29 protein-coding genes and 1 pseudogene are annotated in these 26,134 nt (G+C 39.1%); 20 read left to right on the forward strand and 10 right to left on the reverse strand.

Annotated features, from left to right (window positions below; genetic code table 11):
• The 8 genes from hxlB (at window position 1) to CD138_RS03570 (ending at window position 6,760) form a co-directional block, all read left to right on the forward strand.
• Window positions 1-549, forward strand: coding sequence for a 6-phospho-3-hexuloisomerase (hxlB, locus tag CD138_RS03535; RefSeq protein WP_019169036.1), 549 nt, complete (start codon window positions 1-3; stop codon window positions 547-549).
• 261 nt (window positions 550-810) lie between these two features.
• Window positions 811-1,668, forward strand: coding sequence for an oxidoreductase (locus CD138_RS03540; protein WP_019169035.1), 858 nt, complete (start codon window positions 811-813; stop codon window positions 1,666-1,668).
• Window positions 1,669-2,034: 366 nt separating this feature from the next.
• Window positions 2,035-2,205: a P-loop NTPase family protein gene (locus CD138_RS14620; RefSeq protein ID WP_241538844.1), complete on the forward strand. Its 171-nt coding sequence runs from the start codon at window positions 2,035-2,037 to the stop codon at window positions 2,203-2,205.
• A gap of 569 nt (window positions 2,206-2,774) precedes the next feature.
• The gene (locus CD138_RS03550; protein WP_019169000.1) at window positions 2,775-3,461 is read left to right on the forward strand and encodes a 2,3-diphosphoglycerate-dependent phosphoglycerate mutase; all 687 of its coding nucleotides are present in this window, start codon (window positions 2,775-2,777) and stop codon (window positions 3,459-3,461) included.
• Window positions 3,462-3,665: 204 nt separating this feature from the next.
• The gene (locus tag CD138_RS03555; protein ID WP_258026489.1) at window positions 3,666-5,021 is read left to right on the forward strand and encodes an AMP-binding protein; all 1,356 of its coding nucleotides are present in this window, start codon (window positions 3,666-3,668) and stop codon (window positions 5,019-5,021) included.
• Entirely contained in the window at window positions 5,018-6,163 is a 1,146-nt protein-coding gene (locus CD138_RS03560) for a thiolase family protein (protein ID WP_019168998.1), read from the forward strand. The genes CD138_RS03555 and CD138_RS03560 overlap by 4 nt, the downstream gene beginning before the upstream one ends.
• Window positions 6,132-6,503 (forward strand): VraC family protein, encoded by a 372-nt coding sequence (locus tag CD138_RS03565; RefSeq protein ID WP_019168997.1) that lies wholly within the window; start codon window positions 6,132-6,134, stop codon window positions 6,501-6,503. The genes CD138_RS03560 and CD138_RS03565 overlap by 32 nt, the downstream gene beginning before the upstream one ends.
• Entirely contained in the window at window positions 6,500-6,760 is a 261-nt protein-coding gene (locus CD138_RS03570; protein WP_241520311.1) for a hypothetical protein, read from the forward strand. The genes CD138_RS03565 and CD138_RS03570 overlap by 4 nt, the downstream gene beginning before the upstream one ends.
• 154 nt (window positions 6,761-6,914) lie before the next feature.
• Here CD138_RS03570 and thiD read toward each other — a convergent pair whose 3' ends face one another.
• Window positions 6,915-7,745, reverse strand: a complete 831-nt coding sequence (gene thiD, locus CD138_RS03575; protein WP_019168995.1) for a bifunctional hydroxymethylpyrimidine kinase/phosphomethylpyrimidine kinase — start codon at window positions 7,743-7,745, stop codon at window positions 6,915-6,917.
• Between the two features lie 180 nt (window positions 7,746-7,925).
• Between thiD and CD138_RS03580 the strand changes: the two genes are divergently transcribed.
• The 3 genes from CD138_RS03580 to CD138_RS03590 are packed head-to-tail and all read left to right on the forward strand — an operon-like array spanning window position 7,926 to window position 9,321.
• Entirely contained in the window at window positions 7,926-8,603 is a 678-nt protein-coding gene (locus CD138_RS03580; protein ID WP_308446763.1) for a uracil-DNA glycosylase, read from the forward strand.
• Window positions 8,596-8,931, forward strand: a complete 336-nt coding sequence (locus CD138_RS03585; RefSeq protein ID WP_019168993.1) for a DUF5327 family protein — start codon at window positions 8,596-8,598, stop codon at window positions 8,929-8,931. The genes CD138_RS03580 and CD138_RS03585 overlap by 8 nt, the downstream gene beginning before the upstream one ends.
• Window positions 8,932-8,958: 27 nt before the next feature.
• On the forward strand, window positions 8,959-9,321 hold the full coding sequence (locus CD138_RS03590; protein ID WP_019168992.1) for a DUF423 domain-containing protein: 363 nt from the start codon (window positions 8,959-8,961) through the stop codon (window positions 9,319-9,321).
• Between the two features lie 1,017 nt (window positions 9,322-10,338).
• On the opposite strand, the gene CD138_RS03605 is transcribed toward CD138_RS03590, so the two are convergent.
• On the reverse strand, window positions 10,339-11,790 hold the full coding sequence (locus tag CD138_RS03605; protein WP_019167963.1) for an APC family permease: 1,452 nt from the start codon (window positions 11,788-11,790) through the stop codon (window positions 10,339-10,341).
• Window positions 11,791-12,020: 230 nt separating this feature from the next.
• Between CD138_RS03605 and CD138_RS03610 the strand changes: the two genes are divergently transcribed.
• On the forward strand, window positions 12,021-12,572 hold the full coding sequence (locus CD138_RS03610) for a GNAT family N-acetyltransferase (RefSeq protein ID WP_019167962.1): 552 nt from the start codon (window positions 12,021-12,023) through the stop codon (window positions 12,570-12,572).
• 245 nt (window positions 12,573-12,817) lie between these two features.
• On the opposite strand, the gene CD138_RS03615 is transcribed toward CD138_RS03610, so the two are convergent.
• Entirely contained in the window at window positions 12,818-13,987 is a 1,170-nt protein-coding gene (locus CD138_RS03615; RefSeq protein ID WP_019167961.1) for a DUF418 domain-containing protein, read from the reverse strand.
• A gap of 102 nt (window positions 13,988-14,089) precedes the next feature.
• Window positions 14,090-14,659 carry a TetR/AcrR family transcriptional regulator gene (locus CD138_RS03620; RefSeq protein WP_019167960.1) on the reverse strand — a complete coding sequence of 190 codons (570 nt, stop codon included), beginning with the start codon at window positions 14,657-14,659 and terminating at the stop codon, window positions 14,090-14,092.
• A 125-nt stretch (window positions 14,660-14,784) separates the two neighbouring features.
• Here CD138_RS03620 and CD138_RS03625 point away from each other — a divergent pair, with 125 nt between their 5' ends.
• From CD138_RS03625 to arsC, 5 genes are all read left to right on the forward strand, one after another.
• The gene (locus CD138_RS03625; RefSeq protein WP_019167959.1) at window positions 14,785-15,432 is read left to right on the forward strand and encodes an HlyD family efflux transporter periplasmic adaptor subunit; all 648 of its coding nucleotides are present in this window, start codon (window positions 14,785-14,787) and stop codon (window positions 15,430-15,432) included.
• 16 nt (window positions 15,433-15,448) lie between these two features.
• The gene (locus tag CD138_RS03630; RefSeq protein WP_019167958.1) at window positions 15,449-17,287 is read left to right on the forward strand and encodes a DHA2 family efflux MFS transporter permease subunit; all 1,839 of its coding nucleotides are present in this window, start codon (window positions 15,449-15,451) and stop codon (window positions 17,285-17,287) included.
• Window positions 17,288-17,620: 333 nt separating this feature from the next.
• A complete protein-coding gene (locus CD138_RS03635; protein ID WP_019167957.1) occupies window positions 17,621-17,932 on the forward strand; it encodes an ArsR/SmtB family transcription factor in 312 nt (103 codons plus the stop codon).
• Window positions 17,929-19,218, forward strand: a complete 1,290-nt coding sequence (arsB, locus tag CD138_RS03640; RefSeq protein WP_019167956.1) for an arsenite efflux transporter membrane subunit ArsB — start codon at window positions 17,929-17,931, stop codon at window positions 19,216-19,218. The genes CD138_RS03635 and arsB overlap by 4 nt, the downstream gene beginning before the upstream one ends.
• Before the next feature lie 15 nt (window positions 19,219-19,233).
• The gene (gene arsC, locus CD138_RS03645) at window positions 19,234-19,638 is read left to right on the forward strand and encodes an arsenate reductase (thioredoxin) (protein WP_019167955.1); all 405 of its coding nucleotides are present in this window, start codon (window positions 19,234-19,236) and stop codon (window positions 19,636-19,638) included.
• Window positions 19,639-19,926: 288 nt separating this feature from the next.
• On the opposite strand, the gene CD138_RS03650 is transcribed toward arsC, so the two are convergent.
• The 4 genes and pseudogenes from CD138_RS03650 to pta all read right to left on the reverse strand — a co-directional run bounded on the left by CD138_RS03650 (window position 19,927) and on the right by pta (window position 22,488).
• Window positions 19,927-20,400, reverse strand: coding sequence for a hypothetical protein (locus tag CD138_RS03650; protein WP_019167954.1), 474 nt, complete (start codon window positions 20,398-20,400; stop codon window positions 19,927-19,929).
• A gap of 2 nt (window positions 20,401-20,402) precedes the next feature.
• Window positions 20,403-20,566: pseudogene (locus CD138_RS03655) on the reverse strand (toxin C-terminal domain-containing protein); the annotation flags it as partial.
• A gap of 96 nt (window positions 20,567-20,662) precedes the next feature.
• The gene (locus CD138_RS03660) at window positions 20,663-21,499 is read right to left on the reverse strand and encodes a lipoate--protein ligase family protein (protein WP_019167952.1); all 837 of its coding nucleotides are present in this window, start codon (window positions 21,497-21,499) and stop codon (window positions 20,663-20,665) included.
• The gene (pta, locus tag CD138_RS03665) at window positions 21,499-22,488 is read right to left on the reverse strand and encodes a phosphate acetyltransferase (RefSeq protein ID WP_019167951.1); all 990 of its coding nucleotides are present in this window, start codon (window positions 22,486-22,488) and stop codon (window positions 21,499-21,501) included. The genes CD138_RS03660 and pta overlap by 1 nt, the downstream gene beginning before the upstream one ends.
• 167 nt (window positions 22,489-22,655) lie before the next feature.
• On the opposite strand from pta, the gene hemQ reads away from it, so the two are divergent.
• Window positions 22,656-23,411, forward strand: coding sequence for a hydrogen peroxide-dependent heme synthase (hemQ, locus tag CD138_RS03670; protein ID WP_019167950.1), 756 nt, complete (start codon window positions 22,656-22,658; stop codon window positions 23,409-23,411).
• A 209-nt stretch (window positions 23,412-23,620) separates the two neighbouring features.
• Here hemQ and CD138_RS03675 read toward each other — a convergent pair whose 3' ends face one another.
• A complete protein-coding gene (locus tag CD138_RS03675) occupies window positions 23,621-23,959 on the reverse strand; it encodes a type II toxin-antitoxin system PemK/MazF family toxin (RefSeq protein ID WP_019167949.1) in 339 nt (112 codons plus the stop codon).
• Complete coding sequence (locus CD138_RS03680; protein ID WP_019167948.1) at window positions 23,956-24,225, reverse strand: AbrB/MazE/SpoVT family DNA-binding domain-containing protein; 270 nt, start codon at window positions 24,223-24,225, stop codon at window positions 23,956-23,958. The genes CD138_RS03675 and CD138_RS03680 overlap by 4 nt, the downstream gene beginning before the upstream one ends.
• A gap of 290 nt (window positions 24,226-24,515) precedes the next feature.
• Here CD138_RS03680 and CD138_RS03685 point away from each other — a divergent pair, with 290 nt between their 5' ends.
• Both CD138_RS03685 and CD138_RS03690 read left to right on the forward strand, forming a co-directional pair.
• Window positions 24,516-25,238: a threonine/serine exporter family protein gene (locus CD138_RS03685; RefSeq protein ID WP_019167947.1), complete on the forward strand. Its 723-nt coding sequence runs from the start codon at window positions 24,516-24,518 to the stop codon at window positions 25,236-25,238.
• A gap of 12 nt (window positions 25,239-25,250) precedes the next feature.
• The gene (locus CD138_RS03690; protein ID WP_019167946.1) at window positions 25,251-25,712 is read left to right on the forward strand and encodes a threonine/serine exporter family protein; all 462 of its coding nucleotides are present in this window, start codon (window positions 25,251-25,253) and stop codon (window positions 25,710-25,712) included.
• Window positions 25,713-26,134: the final 422 nt, after the last annotated feature.

The following is a 26,134-nucleotide window of genomic DNA, read 5'->3' on the forward strand; positions in this document are numbered from 1 at the left end:
ATGGCTATTCAACAGCAGTTTGAACTGATTCACCGTGAGATCGAACAAATGTTATCACAAGTGGACGACCAAGCGATAGCGCAATTTGAACACGCTGTATCTGATGCAGAAGCGGTGTTTGTGACAGGCAAAGGCCGTTCAGGTTTCGTCGCGAACGGTTTTGCGATGCGTTTGAATCAACTTGGCAAAAAAGCACATGTCGTCGGCGAAACAACGACACCTTCCATTCAAAAAGATGATGTACTCGTTGTTATTTCAGGTTCAGGTTCGACAACGCATTTAAAATTATTGGCCGATAAAGCGCATGAAGTCGGTGCTACAATCGTATTAGTCACGACAGCAGCAGATTCTAAAATCGGGGAATTGGCAGCAGTGACGCTCGTCCTTCCAGCTGGCACGAAACATCAAGCTGAAGGTTCTGAACAACCGCTCGGCAGCTTGTTTGAACAAAGTGCACAATTGATGTTAGATGGTGTCGTGTTAGACTTCATGACCGCATGGAATGTCGATGAGACAACGATGCAAAACAATCATGCGAATTTAGAGTGAATTGAATAAAATGACAGATTAAAGTCGCTGAATAAGCTAGTTTCTACAGTAAAATGTAGGGACTAGCTTTTTTGAATAGATGGAAAGATTGAAAGGAAAACGATGGTGTCGATTTAAGAGCTAAAGAAGAAATGTGAGCGACACGACGTTGGAAACACACAATCAACTCGCTTTACTTATAAATAAAAAAAGAATATATTGAGTTATGTATAAAAGGACGAGAAATGGCATTAAAACTTTGCGGTTGAAAGGATGAACGAGATGAAAATAGCAATCATTGGTCCGGGAGCGGTAGGCACAGCGATCGCTTCGGCATTGGATAACATCGATGTGACATTGTTAGGTAGAGAAGATAAAATGATGGCATTTGAAGAGCGCGACACAGGAGAACGTAAAAGTATCCCTGTCAAAGCATTGTCATCTGTAACGACGACGTTCGATGTCGTGTTTATTGCGGTGAAGACTCATCAAATAGATACGATTTTACCACAACTGAAAACCATCACACACGCGCAATCGAAAGTCATTTTAGCACAAAATGGTAGTGGCTTACTTCCGAAATTAGAGGGCTATGATGCCTATCAAGCTGTCGTTTACATTAGTGGTGAAAAACAAGAGGACAAAGTGAGACATGACAAGGATTACCGCATTCAGTTGAAGAAAGATACGTTCACTGAACAATTGAAAGCGGCCATTTCAACGACAGAACTTACGTTAGAACTTGAAGAAAATATTGAGAAGGCGATTTGGTTTAAATTGATTTTCAACCTCGGTATGAACACATTGACTGCATTAAGTCGAGACACAGCACGCCTGTTGAAAGACGAGCGTATGCTGGAATTATGTAAAAACTTGCTTAAAGAAGGTTTGCAAGTCGCTAATGCGGAAGGGATTACGTACGAAGATTCATTTGTAGAAGATGTCATTGCGGCGTATCGCATCTTTTCTGATGAAAGTGCGACGAGCATGTATTATGATACGATGAACGAACGCGTGACAGAAGTTGAAGCGATTCAAGGTTATATTTACAGACAAGGTCAAAAGCATCAACTTCACATTCCTTATATTGAAACGACATATACGTTGTTAGCACATCAAAATGAGGTCAGACAGCGATAGAAAAAGAAAATATTGACGGAAGCAGGGGCGCATCACCCTGCTTTTTTGCGGTAAAATTCCTGAAGATTCTGTTCGTTTCGTTATATCTCTATATTTGTGTAATATTGAAGCGTGGTATATAGAATTGATGTATTAGCAATCTCAATGATTCATGAAATAGATTCATCTGATGAGGTACAGTCCCATGAATACTTCAAGTGGTTTCAATGTTTACCGCACCCTCAAAAGGAGAAATTTCTACAGTTGCTTTATCAATAGGGAATCGATAAGAGAAAGTTTGCGACGCGACATTCGGAAGGCTGGAGTGATGGCGAAAAGAAAAAAGTGTTGATTGCGCATTCACTCATTCAGCAAAACAGTCTGTTGATGTGGGATGAAGTGACCAACTATCTGGCCTTCTATGTTGTGGACCAACTGATTGACATGTTGGCAAAATCACGACCAACCATGATTGTAATTGATCATAATGCACACTTTGTAGAAACACTCGCTTCTAAAACCATTCAATTGGTACGTGATGAAGGGATTGAAATATAGAAAATTTTAAGCCTTAATCCATTCCAAAATTTATGATTCATTAATAACTTTAAAGCAATCGGAAAATGAGGGTGAATGGCGTACAAAAATTGATGCTATGGATTGTCTTTATTTCATAAACTTGCCCTAAGTGACTGTGTTGGGTGTAAGATTGCCAAGAAGGCTGAGACTCCTGAGGGATCAGCTGGTCCGGAGAATCCAATTCGACTTCCCTCTCATGTATGTTTCAATTAAGCCGAATTTAGTTGAAGGGCCCCTCGGAAAGCGAAGCCATGAAGGCAATCAAAAACCAGGAATCATAGGGAGAGCAAGTTAAACAAAATACTGCATCCTCAGCATCAAAAAATTTCATATTCCATCCCTTCTTTGGAATTAGCGAGGGAGCAAATGACTCAATATAGTCAAATGTTATCATGTTGGTATCATGAAAAAGCATAATAAACTTGTTATAATCAATTTATAAAATAAGGTAAGTGAGTTTGTTAGTTCAATGATAAGTACGTGAACGTCTATTTTTGATCAACAAATGTTGCGACACTGGCGTTCACGACATAGAAAGAAGGTAAAACATGCCAAAACTTATTTTATGTAGACACGGACAAAGCGTCTGGAATGCTGAAAACTTATTTACAGGATGGGCAGACGTCGATTTATCCGAACAAGGTCACAATGAAGCAATCGCATCCGGGAAAAAATTGAAAGAACAAGCAATTCAGATTGACATTGCATTTACCTCATTATTGAAGCGTGCGATTAAGACAACGTTTCATTTATTAAATGAGTCTGATCAACTCTTTGTACCCGTTGTTAAATCGTGGCGTTTGAATGAGCGGCATTACGGCGGTTTACAAGGATTAAATAAAGATGAAGCACGTCAGCAATTTGGTGAAGAACAAGTACATATTTGGAGACGATCCTACGATACACCGCCGCCAGCACAAGATGAAGCACAACGCGAGCGCTATTTAAAAGATCGTAAATACGAATTATTAGATCGACGCGTGATGCCTGAATCTGAAAGTTTGAAAGATACTTTGGTGCGTGTGATCCCATATTGGAACGACCAAATTTCTCAAGAACTCCTCGCCGGTAAAACAGTATTAGTCGCTGCACACGGGAACTCATTACGTGCTTTGATTAAATATTTAGAAGGCGTATCAGATGAAGATATCGTCGGCTATGAAATTAAAACAGGTGCACCACTGATTTACGAATTGACAGATGATTTAAAAGTCGTTGATAAATATTATTTATAATAACTGAATCATTTTAACGGGCTGGGCATTTCACGATGACCCGGCCTTTTCATATGGAAATACACGAATAAGGATGCGTTCTCATGGTATTGCATTTGGCATGATGTGCGATGATATTATACAGATAATCATTGAAGTTCGCATATGTGGAAAGTGCGTGCTATGTTAAAATAAAGCAAAACTGTAAAAGTAGTGTGATGAAGTTTGGAATTGTTAAAGCGACTTGAAACCTATGCATTAGAAAGGCCGGAACATATCGCGATTTGGGTGGACGACGAGACCGTCACATATGAAACCTTATGGCGAGATGTCCAAAAGGAAAGTGAACTGTTACCCACGACTATGGCGCATCAAAATGTCATGTTGATGCATACCCAAACGGCGGACTTTATTGTGGCTTATTTAGCAGTGCTCGTACGTCAAGGTGTGCCGTGTGTGCTCGGGCCACAGTGGTCAACGGAACAACGTGATGCGCTTATTCGATTACACCGTATGCCTTATATATGGGGAGATGAAGGCTTGACGTCTACTTCATATGAACCCTCACATGAAGCGCCGACGATTCAGCAATTGTTACATATTGGTTTTACATCAGGTACGACAGGTTTACCGAAAGGCTTTATGAGAGATTTACCGTCATGGATGGCTTCCTTTGAGGTGAATGATACATTGTTAAATTACTCGACACAGACGTATATGGCACTCGGTCCGTACGCCCATTCGTTAACGTTATACGTCATGATTTATGCATTATGGAATGGCAAAACGTTTATGGGGCAAGATCGATATGATATGGCAAAAGGTCTGGGGTATATTGCAAAGCTTCAACAAACGTGTGCATTGTTTCTCGTGCCAACAATGGTCTACGATGGCATCCATTTAGGACAACAGTCACAGTGGGTACGTCACATTTTTATTTCTGGGGACAAATTACCACCCAGTCGTCATACACAACTTAAAACAGTGTTTCCAGAAAGTACGATTGATGAGTTTTTCGGCACTTCGGAAGCGAGCTTTATTAGTGTCAATCGTCATCAAACTGCACCCCTCGATTCTGTGGGTCGCTTGTTTTCGAATGTGACGGTGACTTTGAGAGAACGAGACGATGCCGATATCGGACAATTGTTTGTGAAAAGCCCGATGACATTTTCAGGCTATCTCGGTGAGGATGCAGTAGATGAATGGATAGCGACAGGTGATTACGCTCGGATTGAAGGAGATGTGCTGTATTTACAAGGTCGTGTCAAAGATCGTTTGATTATTGGTGGGAGGAATGTGTATCCTGCTGTGATTGAACAACACCTCAAGCAATGGCCAGAAATTGTAGATACGATCATCGTAAGACGTCCACACGACAAGCTAGGTGAGTTAGCGATTGCCCTTTACACTGGCCCGAAGCAGGTGGACGTTCAAGCAATTCGCCACTGGCTGTCATCACGTGTATCGAGATATGAAATACCTTCCAAATTCATTCGCGTCACATCATTGCCATATACTGCGAGTGGGAAAGTTTCACGAAAAATGGCGCAAACTTACTATGAAAGGGGCGATTTTCAATGAAGAAAGCAGTCATTGTTGCAGCAAAACGGACGCCAATTGGAGTATATGGCGGCCAACTTCAAAAATGGGAACCTGAACATCTACTCAAACCGTTATTCGAACATTTTGAAGCGACATTACCTTGCTCGCTCAATGATTTGGATGATGTCATTCTCGGTAATATTGTTGGTAAAGGCGGCAATATTGCGCGAAAAAGTTTGCTCGAGGCAGGGATAGATGTGTCTGTGCCAGGTCTCACGGTTGATCGTCAATGTGGTTCGGGCCTTGAAGCGATTCATTTGGCAAGTCGACTTGTTGAAAGTGGTGCGGGAGACTTTTACATTGCAGGAGGTGTCGAAAGTACGAGTCGTGCACCTTGGAAAATGGAAAAGCCGACATCGCTTTATCCAACGGTACCTCCAACATTTTATGATCGTGCCCCATTTGCGCCAGCGGGTCAAGATCCGAGTATGATTGAAGCGGCAGACAATGTGGCAGAACAGTATGATGTATCACGTGAAGATCAAGATCGTTTCGCAGTTCAAAGCCATCACCGTGCGAGTGAAGCGATTGCGACGGGTGTGATGTCAGCTGAAATATTGCCATTAATGGTGAAAGGTCAGCAAATGACAGTAGATGAAAGTGTCAAACCGGATATTCAGTATGAACGCATTGCACGATTAAAGCCGTTACGTGAAGGTGGTACAGTGACGGTCGGTAATTGTTGCCTCAAACATGATGGCGCCTGCTTAGTTGTGGTTATGTCTGAACAAAAAGCACGCGAACTCGGTATGTCAGAAGGTCTGATGTTTGTGGATTATGCGATTGAAGGAGTAGACCCGAACGTCTTAGGTATGGGCCCTGTACCTGCCGTGCAGCGTATTTTGGAACGCCAACAACAGACGATTGACCAAATTGATGCTGTAGAATTGAATGAAGCTTTTAGTGCGCAAGTGATAGCATCTGCACGTGCGTTGAATATTCAAGAGACGCAACTGAATCGTTATGGGGGTGCGATTGCGATCGGACATCCATATAGTGCGAGTGGTGCGATTTTAGTGACCCGTCTGTTTTACATGAAAGATGCACAAAGCACGATTGCGACAATGGGGATTGGAGGAGGTATGGGCAATGCAGCGCTGTTTGAACGTTGGCGACCGTGAAGTTAAAGATTACTGTTTTGACGAAAAAGAGGTGCAGCGTTATCAGCAATTTTTTAATATGCCACAGACGACTACTGTCCCTTTATTCATGACTGCACGAGTATGGCCACTTTTTTCGCTATTTCAACCGTTTAAAGAGACGGCAATTCAACTTGTAGCGACAGAAATGGAAGCACATCACCCTTTAAAAGTAGGCGTGCATTATCAAGTGACGATGGCAGTGTTGAAAGTCCAACAAATCAAGGCATTTCAATGTTATCAAATGACGTTATCATTCGAGCAAGGCGACACATGCCATTGTCGTATCATACAAACTTTTGTTAGTCGGAGGGCAGCATGATGCATTTTTCAACAGAAGACGTGCAGCACTATTTAGCACTGGTGAATGACACGAACCCGATACATACGGATATTGTTCCAGGCCAACTCGTTGTGCAACGTATATGTGTCAAAGCAGCAGTTGAACCGATCGCCGTACGTTATAAAAATCCGATTGTTGTCGATGAACAGGTCACTTGGTACCGCGACAACATGCAAATTCAAGTGTTCGGAATGGATGAACAGCTAAAACTTGTCATAGAGGTCAAAGAGACGTAGGAGCACAATGCCATTGGCCCATCATCAAACAAAAAACAACCTTGATGTCCTGTCTGTGAGCGAGATAACTGGGCTCAACAGTACCATACATCAAGGTTTGAGTCATGCTTATGATAATGAGCGAAATCACATTTGAATCCGCGTGCTCAGAAAATTAAATTTCTGTCACTTCAACTTCAATTTGTTCAACACGATTTGACGCACCATGATCAACAGGGCCGACAAAATCGTTCATTTTCCAACCGTTTTTAATGGCAGAAGCTACGAACGCTTTGGCATTAATCACGGCTTCTTTTGGTGTTTGACCGTTCGCTAAGTTGGCTGTTGTCGCTGCTGCAAATGTACAGCCTGCACCGTGGTTATAGCTTTGTTGGAACATATCCGTTGTAAGTTGATAGAATTTGTTACCATCATAATATAAGTCGTATGATTTATCTTGATCTAACGCTTTACCACCTTTAATCACCACGTGTTGTGCACCTTGCTCGTGGATGATTTTCGCTGCTTTTTTCATATCTTCAATAGATTTTAGCGTACCTAAACCTGATAATTGACCTGCTTCAAAAAGGTTTGGTGTTGCAACAGTTGCTTTTGGTAATAAATACTTAATCATCGCTTCAGTATTTCCCGGGTTAAGCACTTCATTTTCACCTTTACATACCATAACGGGATCTACGACGAAACTTTTTGCGCCTGATTCTGTGTATGCTTCTCCGGCACGTTGGATGATTTCTTCGCTACCGAGCATACCTGTTTTGACCGCGTCCGGACCTACGCTAATGACTGTTTCAAGTTGTTTGTTGAAGACATCAAATGGGATAGGGCTCACATCATGTGACCAAGTTTCTTTATCCATTGTGACAATTGCTGCAAGTGCGACCATGCCGTACGTATCTAACTCCTGGAAAGTTTTTAAGTCGGCTTGCATCCCCGCGCCTGCACTTGTGTCTGATCCTGCAATCGTTAATACTTTTTTCAAAGCCATCGTTCATTCACTCCTTCAATTGTACATCTGTTACATCATATCATAATGAGGTGGGTAACAATAGTACGTTACAATATGCTTATGTTCCCCATTTTAGCACGCGCGTTGAAAGGCTGCTATAAAAATGTTTATTGAATCAAAGCGGTGAGTCTGACGAAATTATGTTAAAATGTGGCTGAGGTGAAGAAGATGGATTGGTCAACAATATTTCATGAAATTAAAGAAAAGCATGATTTTAAAGCGATGCATGACTTTTTAGAAAAAGAATATACGACGCAAATTGTTTACCCTGAACGCAAAAACATTTATCAAGCTTTTGACCTCACACCATTCGAAAATGTCAAAGTGGTCATATTAGGACAAGATCCTTATCATGGCCCAAATCAAGCCCATGGTTTAGCATTTTCAGTACAACCGGGTGCGAAGTTTCCACCTTCATTGAGAAACATGTATCAAGAATTGGCTGACGATATCGGTTGTCAACGAACGTCGCCACATTTACAAGACTGGGCAAAAGAAGGTGTACTGCTATTGAATACGGTGCTGACAGTACGCCAAGGTCAAGCACATTCGCATAAAGATATTGGTTGGGAAACCTTTACAAATGAAATTATTCGCGCGATATCTGACAATAAAACTGGCGTCGTCTTTGTATTGTGGGGCAGACCTGCACAACAAAAAGAACGGTTGATTGATACATCGCGCCACTATGTGATTAAATCACCACACCCAAGTCCATTGTCGGCACATAGAGGCTTTTTTGGTTCCAAACCGTATTCCAAAACGAATGCTTATCTTGAAGAACAAGGTTTAGCGCCAATCCATTGGTGTGAACAAAAGGAGGAAGCGTATGAATAAAGACAAACTCATTCAACTGTTGGAACATGAATTGGTTCAAGCAGATGCCGCGACGAGTGATGCAGCTTTTGAAAAACATATGTATGCTATTCATGCTTTAACGGCACTGTATACAGGACAAGAAGTGTCGAACGATGGAAGTACATCATCACGTTCAACTTCACCCGTCACACCGAAAAGACAAGCGGCGACTCAAGTGACAGATGAAGAGATTAGACTGATGGGCGGTAAAGTGTCATCTTCTAGTTCAACAGCGCAAACGACTTCAGATCAACGTATGGTAACGGATGATGAAATCGGAAATGGTGCTTCAATTTTTGATTTTTAATGGTAACTTTGATGAGGAGGAAATATCGTGAAAGTATTTATTATTTTAGGTGCATTGAATGCTTTAATGGCAGTTGGTACAGGTGCTTTCGGTGCGCATGCATTAGACGGAAAATTATCAGAACATTATATGTCAGTATGGGAAAAAGCAACAACATATCAAATGTATCATGGCTTAGGTCTTGTGCTCATTGGTATTATCGGTGGGACACTTAACATTAACGTGGGCTGGGCAGGTTGGCTCATGTTTTTCGGTATCGTATTCTTCAGTGGTTCACTGTATATCTTATCTTTAACACAAGTGAGCGTCCTTGGTGCAATTACTCCGATTGGCGGCATCTTGTTTGTCATTAGCTGGCTCATGCTTGTCATCGCAGCATTTAAATTATAGTTGAATGAAAATAAAGTTGGAAAAGACAGGCAAACGTCTGTCTTTTTTGTTGCGTTTGACTTAACTTGCACTCTAATATGGAACACGATTTTTACGATTGCCCTCATGGCTTCGCGTTCCCAGGGACTTGCCTCAACTAAATTCGGCTTGATTAAAGTGTACATTGATGTGAAGCCGAATTGGATTTTGGGAGCAGTACAGAAATCTGATGTGCAACAAAGATTTCCTCGTACTGCCCCCGCAAGGCTGACTAGACTTCTCAAAAGTAAAACATTGAGAAGTCAGACAGCTACTGCGTGAAACAGTAGCCTTTATCAAAGTTAAAAGACGACATTTTGTTTTTAACTATATCCCTCGGGAGTCTCAGCCTTCTGGGCAATCTGACATCAAATGCAGTCACTTAGGGAAAGTTTATGAAATGGAGACAACCTCATAACATTCAATGATAACCTTCCATTCATCCTCATTTTTGGTTGTTTTATCATCATTAATTGATAAGTGTCCATAAAAAGATAAGGACTGGAAAAGTATAATCTCCCAGTCCCTTCAAAACGTCTGTCTTTTTTGTTGAATTGGACTTTACTAACACATTGGTTGTACTGATGAAATCAAAAAGGAGGCTAGGAAAACTCAATTCCCAGCCTCTAACTATGTCTTATATGAAAATAAATGATTTGATTTTGAAATAATGAGTGAACTGTATTGCATGTGTTACAAAATGCTTGATGTTATTGATTTTATGAAATGTAAGTCGTTGGATTAATTTCTTTGTTGGTGACACATGATTGCCAAAATGGATGAGACTCCTGAGGGATCAGCTGACCCGGAAAATCCAATTCGGCTTCAATCTCATGTATGATCTAATCAAGCCGAATTTAGTTGAAGGGGCAGCCCCTCGGAAAGCGAATCCATGGAGGCAATGGTATCATTCAAAAGGACAAGCCTCCTGGAAACACAAGACCGAAATAACAAACACATTAACATAAAATGGAGTGTTATCAATACTGTACTCATCAATTATTCTTCTATCATTTTTTCAACATCACGTTTTCTTGTATCCAAAATCAATTGTGATAATTCATCTTTATCCATGCGACGTAATTTAGGCAAGCGAATAAAGAAGAACACCAATCCAAGTATCGTCCAACCACCTAACGCAATATACGATGGCATCGATAATGACGCCGGTGAAAATGGTAACAGTAATAATAATAAAAAGATAAATGAAAAGATTGAGCCAATAATTGCAAATACTTTATATACCGGACCATAAGTTTGACTTTCTTTGTTGAAACTAAACAATTTCGCTGCTGCTAAACATGTTACGAGGTAAGCGATAGACACTCCTGTAGATGACATATCAACAATCCATGTTAACGCCGTACGACCTAACCAGGGTGCAATCAATGTAATCGCAACTAAGAACATAATTGCAACGTATGGTGTTTTGTATCTTTTGTGTAATTTACTAAATAACGACGGCATAATGCCTGAGCGCCCCATTGAGAATAACAGACGACTTGAGCTTAATAAAAAGCCATTTAAACCTGTGAAAATACCCATAATGATGGCAATACTAAGTACACCAAGTCCAATTGTCCCGAATGCTTCTCGCGTTACAGAACCTGTTAACCATAAATCGCTACTACCGCCAGATAACCAACCGGTATATAAAATCATCATAATATAGGTCATGCTTGCTGCAAGTAAACTATAAACGATTAATTTAAACGTTTTATTCGGTGGGAAATCAAATTCTTCTGCTGTTTGTGGGATATTATCAAAACCGACATAGGCCCACGGTGCGACAGCGACAATCATAATAATCGCATGAAACCATCCATAATGCGTTCCATTATATGGTTTCAAATTGTCTAATGAATAGTTAGAACCAAAGAATGATCCAATAAAGAGTAAGACGACAACAACGACCATTGCAACACAGAAATAATATTGCAGTGAACCTGAGACGCTTGCCCCTTTAATCGAAATCAACATAAAAACAAGTAAAAGGATAGATGCAATTAAAATTTCAGTAATGTAAACATCCCAACCTGCAATGGTATAAAGCTTGCCAAATTCAATCACATCTGGCAGTAAAAATTTAATTAATAAACTAAATGCTGTTGCATTTAACGCGACGACACATATGTATCCAAACGTCAAAAACCATGCTGAGAAAAAGCTGACATAACGTCCGAAACCTAAAAAGCTAAATGCAAAGCCGCCCCCCGACACAGGAAAGCGTTCAACTAATGCGCCGTAACTTACCGCGATGATAATCATTAATAAGGCACCGATAAAAATACCGATTGATGCGGCAATAGGTCCGGATGATTGAATCCAGTCACCTGGTAAGATGAACGATCCCCAACCAATACATGAACCATAAGCAATAGCCCAAACAAATTTTTCAGAAAGATTTTGTTGGAGGTCACCACGATCAGGATTTTGATTCTTTTTGTTCATTATTTTTCACCCCTGAATATTCTTATACCCCTGTTTTATTTTTTGTAACAACGAATTTCGACAGTTGGAAAATAAATGATAACCTAAAAAATGAAAAATTGCATTAAAAAAATGAATTTTATTGATTGTGCTTGATGAAAATGGTTTTGAAAAACTGTATCAAGGAATATTGTTTTAATGATGACATTTGTGTATAATAATCTGAAAATTAAATTGAAGGGGGCGACGGGATGCAACATTTTAGACTTGCTGTGAATGACGACATTGATTTTGTTTATCCAACGCTTAAGTATGCACCAACACTTTATGAACTCGTTGATCAAAATCGAGACCATCTCAAAACCTATTTACCATGGGCTGAAACGATGTCCTCTGTGGAAGAAGAAAAGGCATTTATGCTACAAACATTAAATTTGGTCGCAGAGGGGAAAGCATTATTTTTCCTCATTTATAAAAAAGATCAGCTCATTGGGACGATTGATTTACATGCATGGAATGACAAAACACGTAAGGCAGAAGTTGGATATTGGCTTGCGAAAAGTGAAAATGGTCAAGGGATAACAACTGCTGCAGTACGCAAATTATGTGATATCGCCTTTACGGATTACGACCTCAATAAATTAGAATTGCGTGCGAATGTACATAATATTGGCAGTAATCGCGTTGCAGAAAAAGCGGGATTTCGTTTCGTTGGCGTCAAACATGAAGATGTCATAGATGGAGGCCAATACATGAGTATGAACTATTATGAATGTTTGAAGCGTGATTTTTATCGAGAGTGAGAAGATACCCGATATGTGTAAATGTTACATCTTTTGTGAGACAATTCATAAAAAATCAATAAATTTCTAATATTTGTATCCCAAAATGATTCAAAACATGATACAGTAAGGGTAAGCAAAAGATATGACAGTAAACATATCATTTTGTGTTTTTCATTTTCAAAAAGTTCTCCAATAAAAGGGCCTGTTCACATTCATAGCGTAGCGACTACGAATGATTGAACAGGCCTGTTTAACGTTTGCGCTTATTTGGATGATTGCGTTTTGACGCCGAAGTACGTGATTTTTCGCCACACCCATTCGATGGGACCTTGTGCGAACTGGCGTTGATAAATAAAGCAAATCACGACTTGAATGAGAAATAGGGCAACCGCAAAAAGATAAGTTTGATAAAGTGGCAATTGATTATAAAAACCAAGCCCGAATCCTGCGAAAAAGAGTACACAGACAAGCGTTTGAGATAAATACACGGATAAACTCATCTTTCCAGGATAACAAAACGGGTGAAGTAACTTTTGTGCTGTCGGATATTGCATCATATGGAAAAAGAGCAACACGATTCCGACAGATAATAATGGACCACCCACTGTAAAACTGAACATCATATAGCCAGGATTCGTGATAGCATAAGCACCTAAAAATTTGATGAGTACCCCGATAATGACAAAAAGACTACCCCATTGTGTCGTAGGTGTCGGGTTTGCCTTGATCCATGCGACTAAATTCCCTTTCATCGCCGCCATCCCTAACAATAAATAAGGAAAAATATCGAGCCAATCTATCGTCAGTGTTGTAGCAATGTTGCCGAGATTATCTTGTGCATTATAAAGGAAAAAATCGAGATAATGTGTACTCGTTTGAGCTTGTAACACGGCATTCAATGCTGTCTGACCTTCCCCACTCAACGGCAATTTCGCATTTGTCATCCATCCCATGATAAGAAATGGTAAGCCCCAGATGATGACTTTAATTGTAAATAAAATGATAGCGGCTTTTTTTAACTTTTTGGCAGACGCATTTGTGCACCACATCGCACCGAAGCCCATTACTGCATATGTAAATAAAATATCTCCTGAATATAAGAAAAAGCCGTGGAGCAAGCCGAGCAATGCCAAAAAAATAAGCCGTCGTATCATCACGGGCTTAAAAGCGATGCCGCGTTGTTGTGTGCTGTTATATATGAGCATCAAACTGAATCCGAATAAGAATGAGAAAATCGGATAAAAGGAATCGATAACGAGTAACGAAACAACTCGAAATAAAAAGCCGTTAATGCCTTGGAGTGCCACATCTAGGCGAACATCCGCATACGGAAAACTAAACACTAAAATATTCATGAGTAAAATACCAAACAAACTCATCCCACGCAACGCATCTAACTCAATGATACGTTGCTTTTTTGGGGTGGAAACCATGATGGATAACCTCACTTTTTTCTTTATTAAAGGTTGGACAAAGCTGTGTATCATGTATGTCAGTTGGATTGTATCACATGTGCATCATGTCTAACAGTGAAACTATCTTCCCATTTTAACAATATTAGAATACAAAATTTGTGCCATGACATCAGGGGATTCTTGACAACCTTCCATAAGCCAACTGTAAATGAGCGCAAGTTCACCGCCAATCGTATAGTTGATAAAGTAGTTGGATTGTTGAAGTTGAGGTAGTTGATTTAATAATTTTTCATAAGCATCATGCGTAAATTGTAAATATTGATGAATGGCCTTCAATTGCGGCTGTGTCACAATAATGGTCGTGAAAAAGGTTTGGTGGCGTTGTATATACTTAAAGAGCAGACGAAATGTTTTGATGATACGTGTTTTCGCTTCTTCTAATGGATACGAATCAATCACGTTTGACGTATATAAAATCAGCTTTTCATACCTGCCCATATGATATGTCGTCAACACATCGAACAATTGATACTTATCTTCAAATTGCGCGTAAAATGTTGATCGATGTACGCCGCTCTCTGCACATATTTGTTTAATTGTAATTTCATCAAAGGATGCTGTTTTTAATAATTCAATCATCGCTTTCACAATGCGACGTCTTGCTTTTGATTTTGTTTTTGTTTTTCCCATATGATCACCATCGTTATTATAATATAATTTTCAATCCGACACATTTGAAAAGATTGTCTGTATTTTTGAATAGAGAATTATCTTATAATACAGAAGTTGAATTGAAAGAGAAAGGGAGTAATAAAATGAAGAAATTAGTCATGATTAACATTGTTACAATCATCGTGTTAATTATCATTGGTGTTGTAGGATTTTATTTCTACAATCAATCCGTGAACTATATTAAAACAGACAACGCACAAGTGGACGGGGACCAAATTAAAATTGCAAGTCCAGCGTCAGGGAAAATTAGTAGCTTAGATGTACGTGAAGGCGACACTTTGAAAAAAGGTGACACTGTTGCGAAAGTACAAGGTGCAGGTCAAGGTGAAGAGCCACAAACAATGACTATCAAAATGCCTAAAGCAGGAACAATTGCAAAATTAGATGGTCAAGAGGACGGTATCGCACAAGCAGGTCAACCGATTGCCTATGCATACGACCTTGATGATTTATATATCACAGCAAATATTGATGAAACAGAAGTGAAAGATGTTCAAAATGGTCAAGATGTTGATGTTACCATTGATGGCCAAGACGCAACTGTGAAAGGGAAAGTCGACCAAATCGGTCATGCGACTGCCTCAAGTTTTTCATTAATGCCATCATCGAATAGTGACGGTAATTATACAAAGGTGACACAAGTGGTGCCTGTTAAAATCAAATTAAACAGCCAGCCTTCTAACGGTGTGGTTCCAGGCATGAACGCTGAAGTAAGTATTCACAAAAATTAAGAGAGGGGGTCATCACATGTTTATGATGATTTACACCATAATTGCTCTTATTGTGATTATCATACTGAACTGGACGATGATACGAGGAAGAAAGAAAAAAGCACTTTCTCAACAACATCGTGACGTCACATCAGACACAATGCAACCTGAACGTGATGCACATTCAACGACGCATACGTTTCGATTAGATGAAGATAACCAACATTCAACAACAGATGCTAATGAAGATGACATGTCTCGTGAAACATCTGCTGAGAATAATGACGCACATCAAAATGCGACAGCGGACCAAGATAAAGCTAAGCGTCAGCCGGTGAACGAAATGGCTGCGGATGCCACACAAGGCTATGTCTTTAAAAAGGGCATCACACGTGGCAAAATTTTAGTCGCAATGATTTTCGGGATGTTCATCTCTATTTTGAACCAAACATTGTTGAACACGGCATTACCTCGAATCAATACAGACTTTAATATTTCTGCTTCAACAGGACAATGGTTGATGACAGGCTTTATGTTAGTAAACGGTATTTTGATTCCGATCAGTGCATTCCTATTTAATAAATATTCATATCGCCGTTTATTCTTAATAGCGATGTTTATATTTACGATAGGTTCACTTGTCTGTGGTTTCGCTTGGAACTTCCCAGTCATGATGGTGGGTCGTGTGCTTCAAGCGATGGGTGCAGGTGTCTTAATGCCTTTAGGTACAAATGTATTCATGACCATCTTTCCACCTGAAAAACGTGGTATGGCCATGGGAACAATGGGGATTGCGATGATTTTAGCGCCAGCAATCGGTCCTACGTTATCTGGTTATGTTGTAGAAAATTATGACTGGCACACGATGTTCTTCGGTATGTTTATCGTCGGTATCATTTCACTCGTGCTCGCATTTGTCTGGTTTGGAATTTACCAAAAAACGACGAATCCAAAAGCAGATATTCCAGGTATCATTTTCAGTACAATTGGTTTCGGCGCATTGTTATACGCCTTTAGTGAAGCGGGTAACGATGGCTGGACTTCTACAAAAATTGTCATTATGTTTATCATCGGAATCAGTTTTACGATTGCGTTTGTCGTTCGCGAAATGACAATGAAAGCGCCAATGTTAAATTTTGAAGTACTCAAATATTCAGGATTTACATTAACTGCAGTCATTAATATGATTCTCACAATGAGTCTTTTCGGTGGTATGATTCTACTACCACTATATTTACAAAATTTAAGAGGTTTCTCAGCGCTAGACTCTGGGTTATTACTTTTACCAGGTGCATTAATTATGGGTGTGATGGGACCTATAGCTGGTAAATTGCTTGATACGATAGGGATTAAGCCGATTACGATTATCGGTTTGGCCATTACAACATACGGCACTTGGGAATTGACACAATTAACGATGGATACACCATATCGTAGTATTTTAATGATTTATATTATCCGATCATTCGGGATGAGTTTTGTGATGATGCCGATTATGACAGCAGGGATGAACGCATTGCCGTCACGTTTAATTTCTCATGGTAACGCCTTAGTGAATACGATGAGACAATTAGCCGGTTCAATCGGTACTGCCATTTTAGTGACAGTGATGACACAACAGACTGAAACACATTTGGCGACATTCCAACAAGATTTAGACCGTACAGATCCAACGATACAAGACAGCTTGCAAGCCTTGTCCCAACAATTGGGTGGTCAAGAGCAAGCGATGGGGGCAATTATCAAATTCGTGAATCAGCTTGCTTCTGTTGATGGGGTCAACAGTGCATTCTGGGTTGCGACGGCTTTAAGTGGTTTAGCACTCGTTTTAAGTTTCTTCTTAAAAGGCAAATCACATTACATTTCAAACGAATAGTCAATGAATGCGTGTTGTTTATTTTCGTGGGGAAAATGAACGATTGTCCATGAAGCACAGTGGTGAAGTGGACAACGTAGATATTGACGTCGGGCATAACAAGGACTGATGAGATGAAAATCTTATCGGTCCTTTTTTATATATGATGTGTCCGACACTAGATAGTTGGTCCTTTAGTGTACGCGTTACGTAGCGAACTACCAACGCGTTGATGTTTTCTGAGGAATGGACGGTTGGGTCAAACATATTTAAAACTTCAAAAGTAGAAACAACAATAACGTAGACGACTATCTATATAGATGTTAATCTATTTAAAGTTTAGGAGGTATGCAGATGTCATATCAAGAACTTTCCAAAATATTGAAGATTTTAGCCAATCCGAGTCGATTAGAAATACTCGATACTCTATCAGGTGGAGAATTATATGCGTGCGATTTGTTGAAACACTTTCGATTTCCGCAGCCTACGCTCAGTTATCACATGAAAACTTTAGTAGAGAGTGAGTTGGTTTATACAGGTCATAACCGTATGCATCAACTGAATCACGCACTTTTAGAAGCGATTAATCAAAATTTAAGCCGCATTAATACCGCTCACGAACGCTGTATATGTAACGAAATTACGACGGGCGTGTGTGGCGCATGACATTTTTAGCAATCGTCATCTTTCTGTTCACTTTAGTTTTTGTGATATGGCAACCTAAAAATTTAGACATCGGTGTGACTGCGTTAATCGGTGCAATACTCGCGTTGGTTTCGGGTGTTGTCAACTTTTCTGACGTACTTGAAGTGACAGGTATCGTATGGAATGCGACGGTCACATTTATCGCCATTATTTTGATTTCACTCATATTAGATGAAATTGGATTTTTTGAATGGTCCGCGATACATATGGCCAAGGCCGCAAACGGAAATGGCTTGAAAATGTTTGTTTTTGTCATGTTATTAGGGGCTGTGGTGGCCGCATTTTTTGCTAATGATGGGGCAGCTCTCATATTGACACCCATAGTTTTAGCTATGGTACGCCATTTAGGTTTTAATCAAAAAGCAGTCTTCCCATTTGTGATTGCGAGTGGATTTATTGCGGATTCGACATCACTCCCTCTCATCGTGAGTAATCTCGTCAATATTGTTTCGGCTGATTATTTTGATATTGGTTTTATTCAATATGCAGGCCGCATGATCATTCCGAATCTATTCTCGTTAACTGCGAGTATTTTCGTTTTGTGGCTTTACTTTAGAAAATCTATACCGCAAACGTTTAATACTGAAAATCTGACATTACCTCAAGAGGCGATTAAAGACCATAAATTATTTAATGCGTCATGGATAGTTTTAGCACTCTTACTCATAGGTTATTTAGTGAGTGAATTTGTCAAAATCCCTGTATCTCTCATTGCGTCAAGTATTGCATTGATATTCATTTTGTTTGCACGCCAATCCAAAGTTGTGCGAATCAAACAGGTGATTAAAGGGGCGCCGTGGAATATCGTTCTTTTTTCTATTGGGATGTATGTCGTTGTATTTGGTTTGAAAAATGTAGGCATTACAACTATTTTAGCCGATGCATTGACGCACATTTCGGATTACGGCTTATTCAGTAGCATCATGGGTATGGGAATGATCGCAGCGTTTTTGTCTTCTATTATGAACAATCTGCCTACTGTTTTAATAGACGCCATTGCAATTGGCCGAGCTGATGTGGCAGGTACAATTAAAGAAGGCATGATTTTTGCGAATGTCATCGGTTCTGACTTAGGACCTAAAATGACGCCCATTGGTTCTTTAGCAACATTATTATGGTTACATGTATTAACTCAAAAAGGTGTCAAGATTTCGTGGGGGACATACTTTAAAATCGGTATCATTACAACGATACCTGTATTATTGATGACACTTCTAGGATTATACCTAACATTGATTCTATTTTAAGGAAGAGGTTTGAATATGAATAAGAAAACTATTTATTTTATATGTACTGGAAATTCATGCCGCAGTCAAATGGCTGAGGGGTGGGGCAAGCACATACTAGGTGATGATTGGCACGTCTATTCAGCTGGGATTGAAACACACGGGGTTAATCCACAAGCAATTAAGGCCATGGAAGAGGTCGGCATCGATATCTCGTCTCATACTTCAGACTTGATTGATCCTCAAATCATCCAACAATCAGATTTAGTGGTCACGCTATGTAGTGATGCAGACCAAAATTGTCCGACTATACCATCACACGTTAAAAAAGAACATTGGGGTTTTGATGATCCAGCAGATCAAGCGTGGTCAGAATTTCAACGTGTGCGAGATGAAATCGGTGAGAAAATTAAGGCGTTTCATGCATGTACAGAAAGCTAGAATCATGTGAACAGTGATGCCTTTGAGGCTAATAGACAGGGCCTATCCGAACCATAAAGACAATCAATAGACGAAAAGGAAAGCAGGCCAGGGATGTTCCCGAACCTGCCTTTTCTATAGTTGACTAAAAGTAAATCATGCGTTATGCAAAGGGTTCCGAAAAGGTTCTACCGTTGTATTAAAATAGGCACCTCACCATGCTAGAATAATATTTGGTCAGCTCCGTAGTACTTTTTCGACAGTCTGACACGATGCTACAAATTGTATTGTGTTTTTATGATATATGAATTAAAAATTAAACTTAGTATTTAACATTTTAATCAATTCTTCAGAAGCGCTAATTACATCAATCGTATCAGCACCTATTTTTAATAACGATGTATCATCATAAAAAATGATAAAAGGTTGAATCTGACTGTTTTTGATATACATGCAATAATTTAACACTTCTGTAATATCTATATCGTATATACTAGAAATGACATATTTTTCATAATCACAATGAATATGTTCACGCCAATTCTTTATATGAATATACCATCCAAGCCGAGTCACTTCTCTTTTACAGTAAGGTGAGATCATTTTTGATAGGAATGAACTATTCATTTTTGACTTAAATGATAATCTCATTATTTCTGCAAGGTCTCTCTTTTGAATCGAGTTAATATCCCATCTTATTTTGTAATTATCTTCAACTTGAAAATAAGGACTTTCACTGTTTAAGTCGAATTGAATTACTAGATTTTTTAGTTTAATATCCATGATTAATCTCCAATTCTCTTTAAATTAATATCATATGTGCCACTATGTATTTTTTTATTGCCCAATTTCTTAATACTGCTAGCTTCTTTCCAAGCTCCACCACTATGGCTATCGGCGTCGGGAGTTATATACATTGGTTACCTCGTTTATTTCTTTTAAACTGGCATTGGCCGTTATAGTATCAGTGCCCTTAAAAGGGAGGGGCAGTAACAGAGGGTTTCAGAGGCAAAACAAACCACCCGTTCACACGGGTGGTTTTGATTTAATCCAATTTTGCATTCATTTTAGCGTTGCGATCGAGCATACGTTCATAATAATGGTCATACCGCTCCCATTCGTGAGGTGTCATCGGATCCATGTTTAATTGACCACCTAAATCTTTAATCGCATAGAGTAATTTAAACATCACGTCCTGAACGGTTATCGGACGACCTAATAACTCCTCTAATGAAGCCATACTGGTCGGATGAATATCAGGATAAGTGAATTTTGTCGTTTCACCTTTCAATGCACGTTCATAAAAGTCACGCATCAAAGCCGCACGCTCACTTCCTGACCCTTCGACACATAAATAGATTTGAACGGCAATTCCACCGCGAACTCGGCGCTGTGAAATACCGGCAAACTTTTGATTGTTAATGCTTAAGTCAAACTTGCCCGGACAGTACGAATGCGTAATTTCATGTGTCGCAATCTCCGTAAAGTCATCTTCAAATATCTTACTCATCAACAAATACATGACCGTAAAAGCTTCATCAATGGTCACTTCAGTTTTCCCTTTGAACATTAAGGAAATGTTTAAAATGCCTTGATCTAAGACGACACCAAGACCGCCCGAATTACGCACTATCGCATTATAGCCACGTTCATCTGTTAAATATTGAATACCATCTTTTAAATAAGGTAAACGTGAATCGTGAATGCCTAAAATAATCGTATGTTGATGTACCCAAGTACGGACAACGCTAGGGGATAAATCAGCACCGACACTTTCAGAAAAGGTATCGTCAAATGCAAAAGACTGCATGGGCTCTAAACCAGAAGAATGGTCCACATAGCGCCATGTGTGACCATTAAAATATTTGTGTGCTAAATCCATTATTGTAAACTTTGAGCAGCAGTAATAATAGATAAGTTGTAAACGTCTTCTGTAGAGCTACCGCGTGATAAGTCATTCACAGGTGAGTTAAGGCCTTGTAAGACAGGACCAATCGCATCATAACCGCCTAAACGTTGCGCAATTTTGTAACCAATGTTACCTGCTTCAAGACTTGGGAAAATAAATACGTTAGCGTCACCTTGGATTTTTGCATCAGGTGCTTTTTTCTTAGCTACTTCAGGAACGATGGCAGCGTCAAATTGGAATTCACCATCAATAATCACGTCTGATAAGTTTTCAGCGTCGATTTTTTCTTGTGCCAATTTCACAGCTTCAGCCACTTTTTCAGTGTCGTCTGATTTAGCAGAACCTTTTGTTGAGAAGCTTAACATTGCCACGCGTGGGTCCATACCGAAGCTTTGTGCTGTTTTCGCGCTTTCTACTGCAATTTCAGCTAAATCTGATGCAGCTAATTCAGGGTTGATGGCACAGTCACCGAAAATGAATTGTTGGTCTTCTTTAATCATGAAGAAAACACCTGATGTTTTAGAAACACCTGGTTTTGTTTTGATGATTTGAAGCGCTGGACGTACAGTATCCGCTGTTGAGTGGGCTGCACCGCTCACTAAACCATCCGCATGACCTGCATAAACAAGCATTGTACCGAAGTAGTTCACATTATCTAATAAAGCTTGTGCTTGTTCTTCAGTCGCTTTCCCTTTACGACGTTCTACAAATTGTTCAACGAGTGCTGCTTTAAGGTCACTTGTATCAGGTTGAATGATATTTAAACCTTCAATATTTAAAGATTTTTCTGCAGCAAGTGCTTTAATTTTGTCGATATTACCTAATACGATAGGTGCAACATAGTCAGAAGCTTGTAATTCAACAGCCGCTGTTAATACACGCTCATCTTCTCCCTCTGGTAATACGATACGCACATTTTTACCTGAAAGTTTGTCTTTAAGTACATCTAATAAACTAGACATAATGCTCCTCCTCTACTTTCCTTCATCAATTTTCCACCTATTATTATACGGTATTTAAAGGGAGATTTCCATGACACTAATTTGTAATCATTTAAATCGTTCTGACAGAATATTTTATGATAAAATTTAGTTTGTACAGATAATAATAATTCTAAGGAGTGTTCTGAATGAGTCATGCAGCAGAGACTTTAGATGGTTGGTATAGTTTACATTTATTTTATGCGATAGATTGGGCATCTTGGCGATTAGTGCCTCAAGAAGATAGAGCAGAGATGATTGCGGAATTTCATCGTTTAATGGATCGATTAAAACAAGCGCAATCAGAGGGACAAGGTGACCAAGTGTTATATAATGTAACAGGTCAAAAAGCTGATTTACTATTATGGGTGTTACGTCCAGAAATGAAAGATTTAACTGAAATTGAAAACGAAATTAACAAGTTAGCGATTTCAGATCATTTCATTCCGACTTATTCTTATGTATCAGTTGTAGAATTGAGTAACTATCTTGCAGGTGATTCGAATGAAGACCCATACGAAAATCCGCATGTGAAAGCAAGATTGTACCCTGAATTACCAGAAAAAGAATACATCTGTTTCTATCCGATGAACAAACGTCGTAACGAAACATACAACTGGTATATGTTGTCGATGGAAGAACGTAAAAAGTTAATGTACGATCACGGCATGATTGGTCGTAAATATGCAGGGAAAATTAAACAATTCATTACAGGTTCAGTAGGTTTCGATGATTTCGAATGGGGTGTCACGTTATTCTCAGATGATGTACTTCAATTCAAAAAAATCGTATATGAAATGCGTTTTGATGAAACAACAGCACGTTACGGTGAATTTGGCAGCTTCTTCGTCGGTCATCGTCTAGATGCGACACGTTTTGATGCATTAATGACAATTGAACAATAATCAAGAAGTGGGCAGTGTACGTCGATTTGAGGACGGCACTGTCTTTTTTGATTTTGAAGACAATCGCTCATTTTCGTTGGATTGCATTGTTCTCGTGAATGAATTGTTGCTTGAAATTTCCATTAGGCTTAAGCATTATCAAAGCAGTCATTACGTTTTATTGTTTACAGCTTACTATTACTATATTTTTTAGGAATTCATATCACATTTTAGTAGTTTGGGTTTAAATATGTTTGTATTGCTTTTAAAACTTTACTTTTTAGATTGTCTTGTAATGCATCTTTATAGTTATGTTGACGAGCGTTTAAGTCTAAAGCACGTATTTGAATCGTATCTATCACGCCAGATACCAGTCCTTTTTTGGTTTTAAGTTCTATATCGGTTGGATAACGCAACTCACGATTTGTGATAGGTACAACCCAAACAAATTCAGTGCCGTCAATCATCATTTGGTTATTGATCACTAAACAAGGTCTTATGTTTTGTTTTTCACGACCGCGAGTTGGATTTAAATCAATGTAAATGATGTCAAATTGTTTAATACTCATATTTCACGACCCACACTTTCGCCGAAGTCTACTTCTGATTCTTGATACTTACCACCATTTTGGAAGAAATTTTTGATACTATCTTCAATAGATACTTCTTTTTTAGTAATAAACAGCCCACCATTTATTTTTTGTACTTCAACTGTATCGCCAATCTCAAAATCAACGGATTGAATCGTTTTTTTACTTAAACTCATAGCTTGACTATTTCCGTTTTTAAAAATGCGTTCGGTCGATTTACTTACATCGTTAAATGTTTGAGTCATTTTTATCATCTCCATAAACATATTATAACAAAAGTACTTACTGATGTAAATACAAAAAGTGGGAGGTTAGAGGAAATGATTATGCTATAAGCGATACATCTATTTTGATAGGGCTGAGTGGCTTAATATCTATCATAGCAATCTCGACCTAAATCGGTTATAATTTTTGAATTAAGTCAAATCAAATATGTGGCTACATTGAAGCAGTCGTTGTAGCACTTGTTGGAAACAGAAATACATTAAAGTAGGTGACGGAAATGACGCGGTATATCCCCACTGATCGAGAGGTTATGAATATTGTGACATTAGCAGGGCGCATCTTATTAGAATGTGGTGCTGAGGCGACGCGTGTGGAAGATACGATGACTCGGATTGCACAAAGTTATGGGTATGAAGAATCACAAGGTTATGCACTTAATATTTTTATTAACTTCTCATTATCACCAGATCACGATACCCGCATGGTCAGAATTAAAAAGAACGATACGAATTTGAGGAATATTTATTTAGTAAATCACGTGTCACGTCAAATTGCTCGACAGGCGATTGATTTTAACGAAGCTTATGCGATTTTGAAGCGATTAGAGCATGAACAACAACGTTATGCATTAGGGCACAAAATGTTGTTTGCAGGACTCATCTCTATGGGCTTTTTATATTTACAAGGTGCGACATGGGTCGACTTGCTACCTGCAGTGCTCGCCGGTGCAATGGGCTATTTCGTGACAGAGTGGATGAAAAGTAAAGAGCTCACTTTATTTATTCCAGACTTTTTAGGGGCCATTGTCATTGGTTTAATTGCGATACCATTGAATCACTGGTTAGACAGTCCTAATATCGGCGCCACCGTTACCGCAGCTGTGATGCCGATTGTGCCGGGAGTCTTAATTACGACAGCGATTCAAGATTTATTCGGGCGTCACATGCTCATGTTTACTGCGAAATTTTTAGAAGCCATTGTCACCTCATTTGCGATTGGCGCAGGTGTGACGACAGCGTTTCTCATCTTGTAGGAGGTGGTAAAAATGACCATTGTATTGATATTTATATGCAGTTTTTTAACTTCTTTTTGCTTTGCGTTCGTATATGATGCGCCGAAGCGGTTATTTTTACCAGCCGGCTTATGTGGGGGATTCGGCTATTTAACTTATCATATCGCTTTTGAAATTTTCGCTATCGACAGTATCTATGCAAGTCTATATGGGAGTTTTATTCTAGGGATTATTTCTCATATCATGGCGCGCAAATATAAATCGCCGGTCATCATTTTTATGGTGCCAGGTATTATTCCGTTAGTGCCGGGAAGTATATTTTTTAAAGCCACGCAACAACTTTTAACACTCAATTTTAATGAAGCGAGTGACATTTTCGTCCGTGCCACTCTCATTGCCGGTGCGATTGCGGTAGGGTTGCTCATATCGGATCAAGTCTCGAAATCATTTATTCGAAAACCGATTGAGATTTTGAAATTACCAGTAAAAAAATAGCATAAAAATTTCAGATGAGTGGACGTATAGGACTACAAAAGCGCCAGTATAGATGGAGTCAATGAAACTTCCACCTATACTGGCGTTATCAATGTTTTAACTTTCAGGTTTACCTATTAAAAATAAAGACATACATACAGTTAAAACGCTAACGATTAAAGCAAACAAAATGGTATCAAAAAAATGATCAAGTTCTGTCCAAAAAAAGCGAACGGTACAAAGGACTAAAAAAGTAATGACGCCTATTTTGAGAGCGTAGATGGTTCTATTCATCACATCACCTTATTCTTTAATACTTCTTTTGAGTTCATTTTTATCAACAAACATTCCCTTTATCACATTACCCCATTTATCATATATCACAACAAAAGATTAAAATGATGATTGAGTTATATTTTAATTATAGACAATGTGGATAGTTT

Origin of the sequence: Staphylococcus intermedius NCTC 11048 (assembly GCF_002902385.1) — a bacterium.
GTDB lineage: Bacteria > Bacillota > Bacilli > Staphylococcales > Staphylococcaceae > Staphylococcus > Staphylococcus intermedius.

Bases quoted from the DNA above. Each gene is read 5' to 3' on its own strand.
- hxlB (WP_019169036.1), top strand. From the start codon at position 1: ATGGCTATTCAACAGCAGTTTGAACTGATTCACCGTGAGATCGAACAA.
- CD138_RS03540 (WP_019169035.1), top strand. From the start codon at position 811: ATGAAAATAGCAATCATTGGTCCGGGAGCGGTAGGCACAGCGATCGCT.
- CD138_RS14620 (WP_241538844.1), top strand. From the start codon at position 2,035: ATGTGGGATGAAGTGACCAACTATCTGGCCTTCTATGTTGTGGACCAA.
- CD138_RS03550 (WP_019169000.1), top strand. From the start codon at position 2,775: ATGCCAAAACTTATTTTATGTAGACACGGACAAAGCGTCTGGAATGCT.
- CD138_RS03560 (WP_019168998.1), top strand. From the start codon at position 5,018: ATGAAGAAAGCAGTCATTGTTGCAGCAAAACGGACGCCAATTGGAGTA.
- CD138_RS03565 (WP_019168997.1), top strand. From the start codon at position 6,132: ATGCAGCGCTGTTTGAACGTTGGCGACCGTGAAGTTAAAGATTACTGT.
- CD138_RS03570 (WP_241520311.1), top strand. From the start codon at position 6,500: ATGATGCATTTTTCAACAGAAGACGTGCAGCACTATTTAGCACTGGTG.
- thiD (WP_019168995.1), bottom strand. From the start codon at position 7,745: ATGGCTTTGAAAAAAGTATTAACGATTGCAGGATCAGACACAAGTGCA.
- CD138_RS03585 (WP_019168993.1), top strand. From the start codon at position 8,596: ATGAATAAAGACAAACTCATTCAACTGTTGGAACATGAATTGGTTCAA.
- CD138_RS03605 (WP_019167963.1), bottom strand. From the start codon at position 11,790: ATGAACAAAAAGAATCAAAATCCTGATCGTGGTGACCTCCAACAAAAT.
- CD138_RS03610 (WP_019167962.1), top strand. From the start codon at position 12,021: ATGCAACATTTTAGACTTGCTGTGAATGACGACATTGATTTTGTTTAT.
- CD138_RS03615 (WP_019167961.1), bottom strand. From the start codon at position 13,987: ATGGTTTCCACCCCAAAAAAGCAACGTATCATTGAGTTAGATGCGTTG.
- CD138_RS03620 (WP_019167960.1), bottom strand. From the start codon at position 14,659: ATGGGAAAAACAAAAACAAAATCAAAAGCAAGACGTCGCATTGTGAAA.
- CD138_RS03625 (WP_019167959.1), top strand. From the start codon at position 14,785: ATGAAGAAATTAGTCATGATTAACATTGTTACAATCATCGTGTTAATT.
- CD138_RS03630 (WP_019167958.1), top strand. From the start codon at position 15,449: ATGTTTATGATGATTTACACCATAATTGCTCTTATTGTGATTATCATA.
- CD138_RS03635 (WP_019167957.1), top strand. From the start codon at position 17,621: ATGTCATATCAAGAACTTTCCAAAATATTGAAGATTTTAGCCAATCCG.
- arsB (WP_019167956.1), top strand. From the start codon at position 17,929: ATGACATTTTTAGCAATCGTCATCTTTCTGTTCACTTTAGTTTTTGTG.
- arsC (WP_019167955.1), top strand. From the start codon at position 19,234: ATGAATAAGAAAACTATTTATTTTATATGTACTGGAAATTCATGCCGC.
- CD138_RS03650 (WP_019167954.1), bottom strand. From the start codon at position 20,400: ATGGATATTAAACTAAAAAATCTAGTAATTCAATTCGACTTAAACAGT.
- CD138_RS03660 (WP_019167952.1), bottom strand. From the start codon at position 21,499: ATGGATTTAGCACACAAATATTTTAATGGTCACACATGGCGCTATGTG.
- pta (WP_019167951.1), bottom strand. From the start codon at position 22,488: ATGTCTAGTTTATTAGATGTACTTAAAGACAAACTTTCAGGTAAAAAT.
- hemQ (WP_019167950.1), top strand. From the start codon at position 22,656: ATGAGTCATGCAGCAGAGACTTTAGATGGTTGGTATAGTTTACATTTA.
- CD138_RS03675 (WP_019167949.1), bottom strand. From the start codon at position 23,959: ATGAGTATTAAACAATTTGACATCATTTACATTGATTTAAATCCAACT.
- CD138_RS03680 (WP_019167948.1), bottom strand. From the start codon at position 24,225: ATGACTCAAACATTTAACGATGTAAGTAAATCGACCGAACGCATTTTT.
- CD138_RS03685 (WP_019167947.1), top strand. From the start codon at position 24,516: ATGAATATTGTGACATTAGCAGGGCGCATCTTATTAGAATGTGGTGCT.
- CD138_RS03690 (WP_019167946.1), top strand. From the start codon at position 25,251: ATGACCATTGTATTGATATTTATATGCAGTTTTTTAACTTCTTTTTGC.